This is a genomic window from Heyndrickxia sp. FW510-T9 (assembly GCF_058781025.1).
Genome location: NZ_JBYSWK010000079.1, coordinates 1 through 15,300 on the forward strand (window position 1 = coordinate 1; position 15,300 = coordinate 15,300).

The window sequence follows — 15,300 nt, forward strand, 5'->3', positions numbered from 1 at the left end:
GGAAGTTAAGCTTCTCAGCGCCGATGGTAGTTGGGGGCTCTCCCCCTGCAAGAGTAGGACATTGCCAGGCAAACAGAAAAAGCCACAGAACTTACGTCTGTGGCTTTTTTTATATGTTCAAATTAGGTCTAGAGTCACGTTTCGCGAGATTAAACGCTAAATTCGCGAGATTAGCTGCCGTTTTCACGAGATTACAGTCAAAAATCACGAGGTTATTCCAAAGATTCACGAGAATAATTTTTTTACCCGCAAAAAAAGGAGGAAAAAACAGACATTTATCGAATATTGACAGTATTTTATTAAAGGAGATGACAAAATTGATAGCGAAAGAAAGAGGAGTACCAATTAAACTGCAAAAATTGGAGATTTTATTGAGAAGATTACCTTATTCGCATCCCAAAATGACAATAATTAAAGAAGAATATCTTAAATCAAAGGCTGGCTATCTAGGTGAGAAATCATTAGATTACTATTTGAGTTTTCTCCCAGACAAACAATATTATATTTTCCACTACCTTCGACTTCCTTATCAAAACTATCACTTTCAGATGGACACACTAATTCTATCCCCATTTTTTATTACAATCCTTGAAGTGAAAAATATCAATGGAACCATTACATTCGATTATAATTTTAATCAGTTAAGAAGAACAAAAAACGGGTTAGAACAAGCATTTCAGGATCCCGTTTCGCAAGTTAATAGGCATCAATATCAGTTGAAGAACTTGCTGCAAACAAGCAAATTTCCAAGTATACCAATGATACCTCAAGTCATAATAAGTAATCCCTCCACCTTAATAAAAACAGAGGGACAATCCAAACATCCCTCTACCAATATTACTCAAAGTGCTGGTCTTTTACAGCAAATCGAAAACCTATCAAAAGTGTACAGAAAAGAAGTATTAGTTAAAAGTCAACTAACTAAACTGGTTAGATTCCTCTTTAAAAAACATACCCCTGAAGAATATGATCCTTTTAAGCAATTTGAAATTAATAAAAACGAGGTCCTGCGAGGAGTGCACTGTCCTAATTGTCGCAAAATCCCCATGTTGAGATGTCATGGAAAATGGGTTTGCCCACCCTGCCAATTCTCATCTAAAACCGCACACATAGAATCTTTAATAGATTTTGCTGTTCTTTTCAGTACAAAGGATATTTCAAATAAGGAAGTAAGGGATTTTCTACAAATACCTTCTCAAACAATGGCGACGAACATTCTGCAATCCATGAATCTTCCATCTACGGGAAATGGAAGATCGAAAATATATCATCTCCACGAAATTATAGACACTCTCATAAATAATTAAACCTTTCTTCATAATCCACTGTTTAAAATATTATTTAAACACTATAATAAGAATATTAATAATGAACATATATTAGAAAGGAATTTAGAGGAATGTCTTCTAACTCCAAAAAACAATTCGAAGTCCAAGAAAACGAATCAATAGAAAGCTGTTTACAACGAATGGAACAAGAAGGATATCGCCCTGTAAGAAGGATCGAAAAACCTATTTTTAAAGAAGTTTCCCAAAATGGAAAGGTAGATTACGAGCCAGCTGGTAGAAAAATAATCTTCGAAGGACGAAAAATTGACTAAAATCCGAACGTTGTAATGATATTAAACGTCAATGTTCGATTATTGTGTTGACTCTCATTTCATAACCTGTTAAGATGTAAGTGACAAAATGAATAGTATAGTACCTCATATATAATGGGAATATGGCCCATACGTCTCTACCCAGACACCGTAAATGTTTGGACTATGAGGGAAAGTGGATATATTGGGGATTTTTTATTTATTTCAGCTTTTTTTGATCCGGTTTTATCACCCAGATAAACTGCTTTCTCTCATATTTGAGGGAGCAGTTTACCTGGGTTTTTATTTTATAATAAAGGCGGTTTAGACCATGACCATTGAAGTCGGAGTAATCATGGGAAGTACATCAGATTGGGATACGATGAAATTCGCATGTGATATTTTAGAAGAATTAAAGATTCCTTTTGAAAAGAAAGTAGTATCAGCACATAGAACACCTGATTTGATGTTTGAATATGCCGAGAGTGCTAGAAAGAGAGGCATAAAGGTCATTATTGCAGGTGCTGGAGGTGCAGCCCATTTGCCGGGAATGGTTGCAGCAAAAACAACGCTTCCCGTAATTGGCGTACCTGTTCAATCAAAAGCATTAAATGGCCTGGACTCCTTACTATCTATCGTCCAAATGCCTGGTGGCGTGCCAGTTGCAACAGTGGCCATAGGGAAAGCAGGAGCAACGAATGCGGGACTGTTGGCAGCCCAAATATTATCAACAAATAATGAAACAGTCGCTATAAGATTAGAAGAAAGACGGGAAGCACTAAAAAAACAAGTAATCGAAAGCAGTGATCAACTTGGATAATCCAATTATACAACCAGGAAAAACAATTGGAATTATAGGCGGTGGCCAGCTTGGGAGAATGATGGCACTAGCTGCAAAAGAAGCTGGATATAAAATCGCAGTGCTTGACCCTACCCCCAATTCTCCATGCGGACAGGTCGCAGATATAGAAATTACTGCAGCATATGATGATAAACAAGCATTACTGCAATTAGCGCAAAATAGTGATGTGATCACTTTTGAATTTGAAAATATTGATTATGATGCACTAAGGTGGTTAACTGAAATAGCGTACGTTCCACAAGGTGCAGAAATCATTAGAATTACACAGGACCGGATTTTGGAAAAAAACGCTTTAGATCATTCTGGTGTGAAAGTGGCACCATATTGGGTGATCGAAACAGTGGAGGACCTTCAAAATGGAGCTGAACAGCTTGGATTCCCTTGTGTATTGAAAACAGCTCGCGGTGGTTACGATGGAAAAGGTCAATTTGTTTTGAAAAATGAAGATGATATAAACGAGGCATCTCCATTACTTCAACACGGAAATTGTGTGCTAGAGTCATGGGTTCCTTTTGAAAAAGAAGTTTCTGTCATTGTCACAAGAAATGTTTCTGGTGAAATGAAATGCTTCCCAATTGGTGAGAATATTCATGTGAACAATATTTTGCATGAAACGATTGTTCCTGCCAGAACAACGGAAGAAGTAATGAAAAATGCTTATACATTAGCGACAAAAATAGCAGATTACTTAGACCTAGTAGGTACTTTGGCTGTTGAAATGTTTTTAACTCGTGATGGGGAATTATTTGTTAATGAACTAGCACCAAGACCTCATAATTCTGGACATTATTCCATTGAAGCTTGTGGAATTTCTCAATTTGCTCAGCATATTCGGGCGATTTGTAATTGGCCATTAAGAGAGCCACAGCTATTAAGTCCAGTGATTATGGTAAATATTTTAGGGCAGCATGTTGAGAAGGTGTTGGAGCAAATCCCGCAGCACCCAAAATGGTCCATTCATCTATATGGGAAAGAAGAACCTAAGTATCAGAGAAAAATGGGGCATATGACGGTTTTAACAGATGATATAGAAAACACATTGTTGGAACTCGTGCAAAGTAATATATGGAATTAGAATCGGAGGAAAACATTCATGATCGAACGTTATACAAGACCAGAAATGGGCGCAATTTGGACAGAGGAAAATCGTTTTCAAGCTTGGCTGGAAGTAGAAATTTTAGCATGTGAGGCATGGGCAGAGCTTGGCGATATACCAAAAGAAGATGTCCAAAAAATACGTGATAACGCAACCTTCAAGGTGGAGCGAATTAAGGAAATTGAGGAAGAAACGAGACATGACGTTGTTGCATTTACAAGAGCCGTTTCGGAATCACTTGGAGAAGAAAGAAAATGGGTTCATTATGGTTTAACGTCTACCGATGTTGTGGATACAGCCCTTTCCTATATATTGAAACAAGCAAATGAAATTATCTTAAGAGACCTTGAAAACTTTATTGAAATATTAAAAGAAAAAGCGAAAGAAAATAAGTATACCGTCATGATGGGAAGAACCCATGGAGTTCATGCTGAACCAACTACATTCGGATTAAAAATGGCTCTTTGGTACGAAGAAATGAAACGCAATTTGGAACGCTTTAAAGATGCTGCTGCGGGAGTGGAGTTTGGAAAGATCTCAGGAGCAGTAGGTACTTATGCTAATATCGATCCATTTGTTGAAAAATATGTTTGTGAAAAATTAGGATTGCAGCCTGCACCAATTTCAACGCAAACATTACAACGTGATCGCCATGCACATTACATGGCAGCCATTGCATTAATTGCAACTTCTATCGAAAAATTTGCAGTAGAGGTTCGTGGGCTACAAAAGAGTGAAACACGTGAAGTAGAAGAATTTTTTGCAAAAGGCCAAAAAGGTTCATCTGCTATGCCACATAAACGTAATCCAATTGGTTCAGAAAATATGACTGGATTGGCAAGAGTAATACGCGGTTATATGTTAACATCATACGAAAATGTTCCGCTTTGGCATGAAAGAGATATTTCTCATTCTTCAGCAGAGCGTATCATCCTTCCAGATGCAACCATTGCATTAAACTATATGCTTAATCGCTTTGGTAATATTGTGAAAAACTTAACGGTTTTCCCAGAAAACATGAAGCGAAATATGGATCGTACTTTAGGGTTAATCTACTCACAACGAGTATTATTAGCACTAATTGATAAAGGAATGGTCCGTGAAGCAGCATATGATACGGTTCAACCAAAGGCAATGGAGGCTTGGGAGAAACAAGTACCATTTAAACAATTAATCGAAGCAGATCCAACCATTCAAAGCAAATTAACCCAAGAAGAAATTGATGATTGCTTCGACTATAACTATCATTTAAAAAATGTAGACACCATATTTGAAAGACTAGGTTTGAATTAAATGGATAAAAGTTTGTTCGGAAGAGAAAATTCTTCTGAACAAACTTAATAAAAGGAAAAGAAGAATAAGTTTAATCTATGTCTAGCTACAGCGCCTATCGGCTAGCGGATTTCTACGTCTCCTCCCTACGATAAGTCAACATCAGCTCGTGAACTACCGAGCACGGTTTCCTTTATCTCAGTCGAAGACTACGAAATCCGTACGCCGATGAGCAAGGCGCTTCCGCATTTCTAATCAACTGGTGAGGTGTAAATTCATGGAAAAGAATGAGCTACTGTATGAAGGGAAAGCAAAAAGAATTTATGCAACAGGTGAAACAGGTGTTTTATGGGTAGAGTACAAAGATTCTGCCACTGCTTTTAATGGAGTGAAAAAATCCGAAATAACAGGGAAAGGCATTTTAAATAATGAGATTTCCAGCCTGATTTTTGCCAATCTTCAGGAAATGGGTATTGACAGCCATTTTATTCGGAAAATTTCGGACACGGAGCAACTCGTAAAGCAGGTTTCCATTATACCTTTAGAGGTGGTTACTAGAAATGTCATTGCAGGAAGCATGTCAAAGCGACTTGGAATCGAAGAAGGTACACCATTAAAAAAGCCAGTTGTGGAATTTTATTATAAAAATGATGACCTAGGTGATCCTATTATTACCGAGGATCATATTGAAATATTAGAAATTGCAAATTTAGAAGAAGTGAATCTATTAAGAAATAAAGCTCTTAAAATTAATGAAGTGTTATCAAAGTTATTTTTACAGCTTGGGATTCGCTTAGTGGACTTTAAGCTTGAATTTGGAAAAGATGCAAATGGTGAAATTTTGCTTGCGGATGAGATTTCTCCAGATACTTGTCGTTTATGGGACGTAAAAACTAATGAGAAGCTTGATAAAGATGTTTTTCGTAGAGATTTAGGTGATTTGACAACTGTTTATACAGAAATTTTAAACCGCTTGAAAGGGGAAACAGCACATGTATAAGGTAAAAGTTTTCGTAACATTAAGGGAAAGCGTTTTGGATCCTCAAGGAACTGCAGTAAAGCAATCTTTACACACAATGAATTATCATGAGGTTCAAGATGTAAGAATCGGCAAGTATATGGAATTAACGATTGAAAAAACAGACCGCAATATTGAAGAGGTTGTGAATGAACTTTGCACTCGTCTTCTGGCAAATCCAGTAATTGAAGATTATCGATATGAAATTGAGGAGTGTGTTGCTCAGTGAAATTCGCGGTAATCGTCTTTCCAGGATCTAATTGTGATGTTGATATGTACCACGCTATAAAAGATGAACTCGGCGAAGAAGTAGAGTATGTGTGGCATGATACCGATAACCTTGATGAATTCGATGGGGTTTTACTTCCAGGTGGTTTCTCATATGGTGACTACTTACGATCAGGAGCCATTGCTCGCTTCTCCAATGTAATGAAAGAAGTAGTAAAAGCAGCTGAGGCTGGAAAACCTGTGCTAGGTGTTTGTAATGGATTTCAGATTTTACTAGAATCTGGATTATTGCCAGGAGCAATGCGTCGTAATGAAAGCCTACAATTTATATGTCGTACGGTTGAATTGAAAGTAAAAAATAACGACACTATGTTTACATCTTCCTTTAAGCAAGGTGATGTTATTCAAGTTCCTATCGCACACGGCGAAGGCAACTATTATTGTGATGAAGCGACATTGCAACAATTAAAGGCTAACAATCAAATTGTTTTTACTTATAATAATAACCCGAATGGAAGCGTATCTGATATAGCAGGAATTATCAATGAAAAAGGCAATGTCCTTGGGATGATGCCACATCCTGAACGTGCAGTGGATGAACTTTTAGGAAGTGCTGACGGATTAAAACTTTTCCAAGCGATCGTGAGAAACTGGAGGGAAGCACATGTCGTTAATGCTTGAACCAAATCCAACCCAAATTAAAGAAGAAAAGCTTTACCGTGAATTAGGTCTAACAGATCAAGAATTTTCGATGATTGAAAACATATTAGGAAGAATTCCTAACTATACAGAAACAGGTCTTTTCTCTGTAATGTGGTCTGAACACTGTAGTTATAAAAATTCTAAGCCCGTACTAAAGAGATTTCCGACAACAGGTGAAAAAGTACTTCAAGGGCCAGGTGAAGGAGCGGGTATTGTAGATATCGGGGATGACCAAGCGGTGGTGTTTAAAATTGAAAGTCATAACCATCCATCTGCAATTGAGCCTTATCAAGGAGCCGCAACAGGTGTAGGCGGAATTATTCGTGATGTATTTTCAATGGGAGCAAGACCGATTGCACTTCTAAACTCATTACGTTTTGGGGAGCTTGATTCTCCAAGAGTGAAGTATTTGTTTAAAGAAGTTGTAGCGGGAATTGCCGGGTATGGAAATTGTATTGGTATTCCAACAGTAGGAGGAGAAATTCAATTTGATCCTTCTTATGATGGTAATCCACTTGTGAACGCAATGTGTGTTGGTTTGATTGACCATAAAGATATTCAAAAAGGTCAAGCAAAAGGGATTGGCAATACTGTCATGTATGTTGGAGCGAAAACGGGTAGAGACGGTATCCATGGTGCAACCTTTGCTTCGGAGGAATTAAGTGATAAATCGGATGAAAAACGCCCTGCTGTTCAAGTGGGAGATCCATTTATGGAAAAGCTTTTATTAGAAGCATGCTTGGAATTGGTTCAAAATGATGCCCTTGTTGGTATTCAAGATATGGGTGCTGCCGGATTAACAAGTTCTTCTGCGGAAATGGCAAGTAAAGCAGGATCAGGTATTGAAATGAATCTTGATTTAATTCCGCAGCGTGAATTAGGAATGACCGCATATGAAATGATGCTTTCTGAATCTCAAGAAAGAATGTTAATTGTCGTGAAAAAGGGTAGAGAACAAGAAATCATGGATCTCTTCCAAAAATATGGATTAGAGGCAGTAGCGGTTGGAAAAGTAACAAACGATAAGCATTTACGACTTATTCATAAAGGAGAAGTGGTGGCGGATGTTCCAGTTGATTCACTTGCTGAGGATGCACCTGTTTACCATAAACCTTCAACAGAGCCTGCTTATTTCCGTGAATTTCAGGTCTTAGAAAATGAGATTCCAAATGTGGAAGATTATAAGGAAACATTGCTTCAGTTATTGCAACAGCCAACAATCGCTAGTAAGGAATGGGTATATGGACAATATGATTACCAAGTTCGTACAAATACCGTAGTAACACCGGGATCGGATGCAGCAGTGGTAAGAATTCGAGGAACTCGTAAAGCATTAGCGATGACAACCGATTGTAATTCTCGTTACCTATATCTAGATCCTGAAACAGGTGGAAAGATTGCTGTGGCAGAAGCTGCACGTAATATTATTTGTTCTGGTGCTGAACCATTAGCGATTACGGATTGCTTAAACTTCGGAAACCCTGAAAAACCAGAGATTTTCTGGCAAATAGAAAAAGCGGTTGATGGGATGAGTGAAGCTTGCCGAGTGTTAAACAGCCCAGTTATCGGAGGGAACGTTTCCCTTTACAATGAGACAAAAGGTACGGCTATTTATCCTACACCTGTTGTGGGTATGGTTGGTTTAATCGAAGACCTTGATCATATTACGACTCAAAGTTTCAAGGAAGCTGGGGACCTTATTTATATTATTGGTGATACTAGCTGTGAGTTCGGGGGCAGTGAACTCCAAAAATATCAAACCGGTAAGATTTTTGGTAGAGCTCCAGAATTGAACTTAGATACAGAACTTAGCAGACAGAAACAATTATTAGCTGCTATTAAACAAAGCTTGGTTTCTTCTGCACATGATATTGCGGAAGGTGGAATAGCCGTAGCATTGGCAGAAAGTCTATTTGGTACAGATGGTCTAGGAGCGGAAGTTCTTTTACAAGGAAATGCAACAGTTGCGTTATTTAGTGAAACACAGTCTCGTTTTATTGTTTCGATTCGTCCGCAGTTTAAAGACGAATTTGAAAGAATGGTCGAGGATGCTAGATTAATAGGAACAGTAACGAACACGGGAGAGCTTTTCATTAAGGATGAGCAAGGAGAAAGAATCGTTCAAGCACATGTTCAGGAATGTGAAGAAGCTTGGAGAGGAGCGATTACATGCTTGCTGAAATAAGGGGATTAAACGAGGAATGCGGTGTATTTGGAATTTGGGGACATCCGGATGCAGCGAAAATCACGTATTATGGATTGCACAGTTTGCAACATCGTGGTCAAGAAGGAGCGGGAATTGTTGTTACAAATGGTGAGAGCTTGTACGGTATAAGGGAAGAGGGGCTACTCACCGAAGTGTTTACTGAAGGAAAGCTTGATCAGTTAAACGGTTTAGCAGCGATTGGTCATGTTCGGTATGCAACAGCAGGTGGAGGCGGGATTGAAAATGTTCAACCGCTTCTCTTCCATTCGCAAAAAGGCAGCATGGCGCTTGCCCATAATGGAAATTTAGTCAATGCGAACGGCCTTAAGCATCAGCTTGAAGCGCAAGGCAGTATTTTTCAAACAAGTTCGGATACTGAGGTGTTCGCACATCTAATAAAAAGAAGTGGATACATTTCTCTTTCGGATAAAATGAAAAACGCACTTACGATGGTGAAAGGTGCCTATGCATTTCTTTTAATGACAGAAACGGAATTAATGGTTGCACTAGATCCGAATGGTTTACGTCCATTATCAATTGGCCAGGTTGGGGATTCCTATTGTGTAGCGTCTGAGACATGTGCATTTGATATTATTGGGGCTAAGTTTGTCAGAGATGTGATGCCAGGAGAATTATTGACCATTAATGATAATGGACTTCACTCGGAGCCATTTACCCTTTCCACTAACAATGCCATCTGCACGATGGAATATGTTTATTTTTCAAGACCGGATAGCAATATACACGGAATTAATGTCCATACGGCTCGTAAAAATATGGGGAAACGCCTTGCGACAGAAGTGCTTATCGAAGCAGATGTGGTGACAGGTGTACCGGACTCAAGTATTTCTGCAGCAATCGGATATGCAGAAGCCACAGGCATTCCATATGAAATGGGATTAATAAAAAATCGTTATGTAGGAAGAACATTTATACAACCATCTCAATCTTTAAGGGAACAGGGCGTAAAAATGAAGCTTTCGGCTGTTCGCAAAGTCGTGGAAGGCAAACGGGTAATAATGGTGGATGATTCAATCGTCAGGGGAACAACAAGTAGACGAATTGTCTCCATGTTAAAAGAAGCTGGTGCTACCGAAGTTCATGTTTGCATCAGTTCACCGCCTATGAAGAATCCTTGCTTTTATGGAATTGACACTTCCACGCATGAGGAACTAATTGCGTCGACCCATAGTGTTGAGGAGATTCGTGAGATTATTGGGGCAGATTCCTTAACGTTCTTAAGTGTAGAAGGAATGTTAGAGGCTATTGGTAGACCAAAAGTGAATGAAAGCTGTGGTCAATGCCTGGCATGCTTTACAGGAAAATATCCCACTGAAATTTACCCGGATACAGTTTTACCTCATGAAAAAGAACTTGTGCGCTAGGAGGAACAGTAAATGGCAAATGCATATCGACAAGCGGGAGTAGATATCGAGGCAGGATATGAAGCGGTTGAAAGAATTAAAAAACATGCTGAGCGGACAAAGCGACCTGGAGTTTTAGGGCAGCTTGGAAACTTTGGTGGTGTATTTGATCTATCCTCATTGAATATGAGAGAGCCGGTTCTTGTTTCTGGAACAGATGGGGTTGGAACGAAGCTGAAGCTTGCTTTTTTAATGGATAAACATGATTCGATTGGGATTGACTGTGTGGCAATGTGTGTCAATGATATCGTGGTACAGGGAGCTGAACCACTGTATTTTCTTGACTACATCGCATGCGGAAAAGCAAGCCCCGTTAAAATAGAGCAAATTGTGAAAGGAATTGCCGATGGCTGCGAGCAAGCTGGCTGTGCTTTAATCGGTGGAGAAACAGCCGAGATGCCAGGGTTGTATGAAGAAGATGAATATGATTTAGCTGGCTTTTCCGTAGGTGGTTGTGAAAAAAGTGAACTTATAACTGGTGAATCGATTCAAGAAGGAGATGTCCTTATAGGTCTTTCTTCCAGCGGAATTCACAGTAACGGCTATTCTTTGGTTAGGAAAATCTTCTTTGAAGATCATACTTTCTCATTAGAAGATAGCCTACCAGAACTTGATCGTCTACTTGGTGAAGAGTTACTGGTTCCAACCAAAATTTATGTGAAACCTGTTATAAAAGCTATTAGAGAGTTTGAAATAAAGGGAATGGCACATATTACAGGCGGCGGATTCATTGAAAATATCCCAAGAATGCTTAATGGCGATTTAGGTGTAGAAATAGAGCATGGTTCTTGGCCGATTTTACCAATATTTGAGGTACTGGAGAAGTATGGCGAAATTGATCATGAGGAAATGTTTAATATTTTTAACATGGGGATTGGCTTTGTAGTAGCAGTAGATGAATCCATTGCAGATGCAGTTGTGGACTTTTTTAAGGAGAACGGAGAGCCTGCGTATCGAATCGGCCGAGTTACAACAGAACCTGGAGTCCGATTTACAGATAAGGGGACATTGTGATGGTGAAAATAGCTGTATTTGCTTCCGGGAACGGTAGCAACTTTCAATCCATCGTGGATTCTGTTAAGTCATGCAGGTTGGACGCGACAGTGGAGCTTCTTGTGTGTGATAAACCAAATGCTTACGCGATTGATAGAGCCAAACAAAATGAGATTGAGGCATTTGTTTTTAATCCTAAAGATTATCAATCAAAAATGGATTTTGAAAGTGAAATAGCGTTAGAGCTTCGTCAGAGAGGAGTTCAATATCTCGTTTTAGCTGGGTATATGAGGCTGATTGGCCCAACACTTCTACGGGAATTTGAAAACCGAATCATTAATATCCATCCATCCTTACTGCCGTTGTTTCCCGGTAAGGATGCTATCGGTCAGGCTATTGCCGCAGGTGCTAATACAACAGGAGTTACGATTCATTATGTAGACGAAGGAATGGATACAGGACCTATTATTGCCCAAGAAGCATTAACCATATTGGAGCATGATACAGCAGAAACACTTGCGGAAAGAATTCACGAAATGGAACATCGACTATATCCTAAAACATTACAAACCATATTTAACAGTGGAGGTGTCTGGCATCATGAAAAGAGCGCTCATTAGTGTTTCAGATAAAACAGGTGTAGTGGAATTTGCAAAAGGTTTAGTAGAAGTTGGATTTGAGATCATTTCGACTGGCGGGACAAAAAAGGCATTGGAGGAAGCTGGCTTAGCTGTCATTGGGATTGATGATATTACCGGATTTCCTGAAATGCTGGAAGGTCGAGTGAAAACCCTGCATCCTAATGTTCATGGAGGTTTACTTGCAAAGAGAACTCCAGACCATCTAAAACAAATCTCAGATCAAGGCATCCACCCTATCGATTTAGTTTGTGTCAATTTATATCCGTTTCAACAGACGATATCTAAGCAGGATGTTACGGAAGCGGAAGCAATTGAAAATATTGATATCGGCGGTCCATCCATGCTGCGCTCTGCTGCAAAAAATCATGCATATGTAACAGTAGTAGTAGATGCGAATGATTATGATACGGTGCTTTCAGAGTTAAAAGAATATGGAGATGTTACGACCGGGACGAAGAAAAAATTAGCTGCAAAAGTATATCGCCATACTGCTTCCTATGATGCAATTATTGCAGACTATATGACAAATCTGGTTGGGGAAGAAAATCCAGAGCGAGTGACATTTACTTATGAACGAAAACAGTCGCTTCGTTATGGTGAAAATCCTCATCAAAAAGCAACATTTTATGTGAATTCATTGGGATCTACCTTTTCCATCGCACATGCGGAACAATTACATGGAAAAGAACTGTCTTTTAATAATATTCGCGATGCGGATGCAGCTTTGCAAATCGTAAAGGATTTCTCGGAACCAGTTGCTGTTGCAGTTAAACATATGAATCCATGTGGCGTCGGAGTAGGAAACACGATATTAGAAGCTTACCAAAAAGCCTTTGAAGCAGATTCTACATCTATTTTTGGTGGGATTGTAGCTTTTAATCGTGAAGTGGATGAAGAAACGGCAAAGCTTTTACATGAAATTTTCCTTGAAATTATCATCGCTCCTTCTTTTTCAAATGAAGCGTTATCTATTTTAACAACGAAGAAAAATATTCGCTTATTAACCGTAGCAACAAGTGAAGAAAACAAACAGGAGAAAGTGATTACATCTGTAGAAGGCGGATTACTGACACAAGATTTAGATACTTATACATTAGAGAATGCTGACATCACCATTCCAACGAAAAGAAAACCTACAGACGCTGAATGGGAAGCATTGAAGCTTGGCTGGAAAGTTGTAAAGCATGTGAAATCCAATGCGATTGTTGTAACGAATTCCGAAATGACTTTGGGGATCGGTGCAGGACAAATGAATCGAGTAGGTGCAGCGAAAATTGCACTTGAACAAGCGTGGGCAAAAGCTGAAGGTGCTGCACTAGCTTCGGATGCCTTTTTCCCAATGGATGATACGGTGGAAGCAGCGGCAAAAGCGGGAATCACGGCAATTATTCAACCTGGTGGTTCTATTAAAGATGCTGATTCCATCAAAAAGGCCGATGAATATGGCATAGCAATGGTCTTTACAGGAATTCGTCATTTTAAACATTAATAAGAACTAAGAAGAACGCTTAGATAATGAAGTGAGTGAAAATAATAAGCGGACAGAGAATCCGTTATTTGTATAAAACGACCATGATTTAACATGTAAACGGACAGAGAATCCGCTATTTGTGAAAAAAACAAGAAATTCACTGCTTTTTTGCAAAATAACGGAACCTGTGTCCGCAAACATAAAGAAATAGGCCATTTTGTCACAGATAACGGAACTAGTGTCCGCCAAATACATTTACTCAATCCATTTATCAAATATGAGTAGATAATACCCCTTCCATTGTAGTTCAACACTAAAATTTGAAATGAAATCCTGTACCGGAAAGGCGGAGCATATGAAGGTATTAGTAATTGGCAGAGGCGGCAGGGAGCATGCCATTTGTAAGAAAGTAAAGGAAAGCAAACATGTCACAAAAGTATATTGCGCTCCAGGTAATGGGGGAATCAGCGAGGATGCGGAACTTGTTCCTATATCAGAACATCAATTTTCTGATTTAATTTCTTTTGCCAAGGAAAATCAGATTGATTTAACGATCGTAGGTCCGGAAGATCCTTTAACAGTGGGAATTGTAAATGAATTCCAAGAAGCAGGTTTGAAAATTTTTGGCCCAAGAAAAGAAGCAGCTATTATAGAAGGAAGTAAAGCATTTGCTAAAGAATTAATGCAAAAATACAATATACCGACTGCCATCTACCAAACATTCCAAGATTATGAAGAGGCTAAAGCATATGTCGAAAAGAGTGGTGCTCCAATTGTAATAAAAGCGGATGGACTTGCCGCTGGTAAAGGCGTTGTAGTTGCGATGACGGTAGAGGAAGCATTGGCTGCATTGGAAGAAATGATGTTGGATGAAAAATTCGGGAAGGCATCCGTGAGTGTTGTGATTGAAGAATTCCTGCAAGGAGAAGAATTTTCCTTAATGGCATTTGTAAATGGAGCAAATGTTTATCCAATGGTCATTGCACAGGATCATAAGAGAGCATTTGATGGAGATAAAGGACCTAATACTGGCGGAATGGGGGCGTACTCACCTGTTCCACATATTCCGGAACTGGAGATCGAACGTGCGATTCAGGAGATTTTACTGCCAACTGCCAAAGCATTAATAGAAGAAAAAAGAAGCTTTTGCGGTGTATTATATGCGGGCTTGATTTTAACGGATCAAGGTCCGAAAGTAATTGAATTTAATGCGCGGTTTGGCGACCCGGAAACACAAGTTGTATTGTCGCGTTTACAATCAGACTTTGTTAGCATCATTTTGGATCTTTTAAATGAAAAAGAACCGGAAATAGAATGGAATAGCGATTCGGTCGTTGGGATAGTGCTTGCCTCGAATGGTTATCCTGAGCAGTATAAAAAAGGGGTATTACTCCCAGATTTAGACGCGCTTTCCCCCGAAACTTCTGTGTTCCACGCAGGAACGGAAAAAAGTGGAGAGCAATTTGTCTCGAATGGCGGACGTGTTTTATTAGTCACAGCTCATGGATTTTCGTTGGGGGATGCAATCGGAAAAGTTTATGCAGATATGGATAGAATTCCATCTAGTGAATTTTTTTATCGGAAAGACATTGGAAAAAAAGCAATTTTAAAGTTATAAAGTCCTGTTTCGTGCCAATCATTAAATATAACTCCTGACAAAGTCTTTGTCAGGAGTTTTTCTTCTATTCAAGAAAACATCTTATAGCTTGAACTAGACAAGCTAGAGTATTCTTATGGTTTCGAAAACCCCTGGCTATGCCGGGGGTTCTAAAGAGCTTCAAGCGTGGTATTAAAAAAACCTCACTTCA

Annotated in this window: 14 protein-coding genes and 1 riboswitch; all 14 genes read left to right on the plus strand. The window is 39.0% G+C overall.

Translation table 11 applies throughout. The features are described from left to right. Positions 1-317: 317 nt before the first annotated feature. The 14 genes from AC3WJF_RS22115 to purD all read left to right on the plus strand — a co-directional run bounded on the left by AC3WJF_RS22115 (position 318) and on the right by purD (position 15,110). Positions 318-1,307 (plus strand): nuclease-related domain-containing protein, encoded by a 990-nt coding sequence (locus AC3WJF_RS22115; RefSeq protein WP_492456101.1) that lies wholly within the window; start codon positions 318-320, stop codon positions 1,305-1,307. A gap of 92 nt (positions 1,308-1,399) precedes the next feature. Continuing rightward, entirely contained in the window at positions 1,400-1,600 is a 201-nt protein-coding gene (locus tag AC3WJF_RS22120; protein WP_492456103.1) for an NETI motif-containing protein, read from the plus strand. Positions 1,601-1,685: 85 nt separating this feature from the next. Next, positions 1,686-1,786, plus strand: a riboswitch (purine riboswitch). 124 nt (positions 1,787-1,910) lie between these two features. Continuing rightward, positions 1,911-2,399, plus strand: coding sequence for a 5-(carboxyamino)imidazole ribonucleotide mutase (gene purE, locus AC3WJF_RS22125; protein ID WP_492456105.1), 489 nt, complete (start codon positions 1,911-1,913; stop codon positions 2,397-2,399). Beyond that, positions 2,392-3,516 (plus strand): 5-(carboxyamino)imidazole ribonucleotide synthase, encoded by a 1,125-nt coding sequence (gene purK, locus AC3WJF_RS22130; RefSeq protein ID WP_492456107.1) that lies wholly within the window; start codon positions 2,392-2,394, stop codon positions 3,514-3,516. Before purE ends, purK begins: the two co-directional genes overlap by 8 nt. 18 nt (positions 3,517-3,534) lie before the next feature. After that, positions 3,535-4,830, plus strand: coding sequence for an adenylosuccinate lyase (gene purB / locus AC3WJF_RS22135; protein ID WP_492456109.1), 1,296 nt, complete (start codon positions 3,535-3,537; stop codon positions 4,828-4,830). Positions 4,831-5,086: 256 nt separating this feature from the next. Beyond that, a complete protein-coding gene (gene purC / locus AC3WJF_RS22140; RefSeq protein ID WP_492456111.1) occupies positions 5,087-5,809 on the plus strand; it encodes a phosphoribosylaminoimidazolesuccinocarboxamide synthase in 723 nt (240 codons plus the stop codon). Beyond that, entirely contained in the window at positions 5,802-6,056 is a 255-nt protein-coding gene (gene purS, locus AC3WJF_RS22145; RefSeq protein ID WP_492456112.1) for a phosphoribosylformylglycinamidine synthase subunit PurS, read from the plus strand. Before purC ends, purS begins: the two co-directional genes overlap by 8 nt. Next, complete coding sequence (gene purQ / locus AC3WJF_RS22150) at positions 6,053-6,736, plus strand: phosphoribosylformylglycinamidine synthase subunit PurQ (protein ID WP_492456114.1); 684 nt, start codon at positions 6,053-6,055, stop codon at positions 6,734-6,736. Before purS ends, purQ begins: the two co-directional genes overlap by 4 nt. Further along, positions 6,720-8,942 carry a phosphoribosylformylglycinamidine synthase subunit PurL gene (purL, locus tag AC3WJF_RS22155; protein WP_492456116.1) on the plus strand — a complete coding sequence of 741 codons (2,223 nt, stop codon included), beginning with the start codon at positions 6,720-6,722 and terminating at the stop codon, positions 8,940-8,942. The genes purQ and purL overlap by 17 nt, the downstream gene beginning before the upstream one ends. After that, positions 8,927-10,348, plus strand: coding sequence for an amidophosphoribosyltransferase (gene purF, locus AC3WJF_RS22160; RefSeq protein ID WP_492456118.1), 1,422 nt, complete (start codon positions 8,927-8,929; stop codon positions 10,346-10,348). Before purL ends, purF begins: the two co-directional genes overlap by 16 nt. 12 nt (positions 10,349-10,360) lie before the next feature. Further along, positions 10,361-11,401, plus strand: coding sequence for a phosphoribosylformylglycinamidine cyclo-ligase (purM, locus tag AC3WJF_RS22165; protein ID WP_492456120.1), 1,041 nt, complete (start codon positions 10,361-10,363; stop codon positions 11,399-11,401). Then, positions 11,401-12,000 (plus strand): phosphoribosylglycinamide formyltransferase, encoded by a 600-nt coding sequence (gene purN / locus AC3WJF_RS22170; protein ID WP_492456122.1) that lies wholly within the window; start codon positions 11,401-11,403, stop codon positions 11,998-12,000. The genes purM and purN overlap by 1 nt, the downstream gene beginning before the upstream one ends. Beyond that, the gene (gene purH / locus AC3WJF_RS22175) at positions 11,981-13,510 is read left to right on the plus strand and encodes a bifunctional phosphoribosylaminoimidazolecarboxamide formyltransferase/IMP cyclohydrolase (protein WP_492456124.1); all 1,530 of its coding nucleotides are present in this window, start codon (positions 11,981-11,983) and stop codon (positions 13,508-13,510) included. The genes purN and purH overlap by 20 nt, the downstream gene beginning before the upstream one ends. Before the next feature lie 337 nt (positions 13,511-13,847). Further along, entirely contained in the window at positions 13,848-15,110 is a 1,263-nt protein-coding gene (purD, locus tag AC3WJF_RS22180) for a phosphoribosylamine--glycine ligase (protein WP_492456126.1), read from the plus strand. Positions 15,111-15,300: the final 190 nt, after the last annotated feature.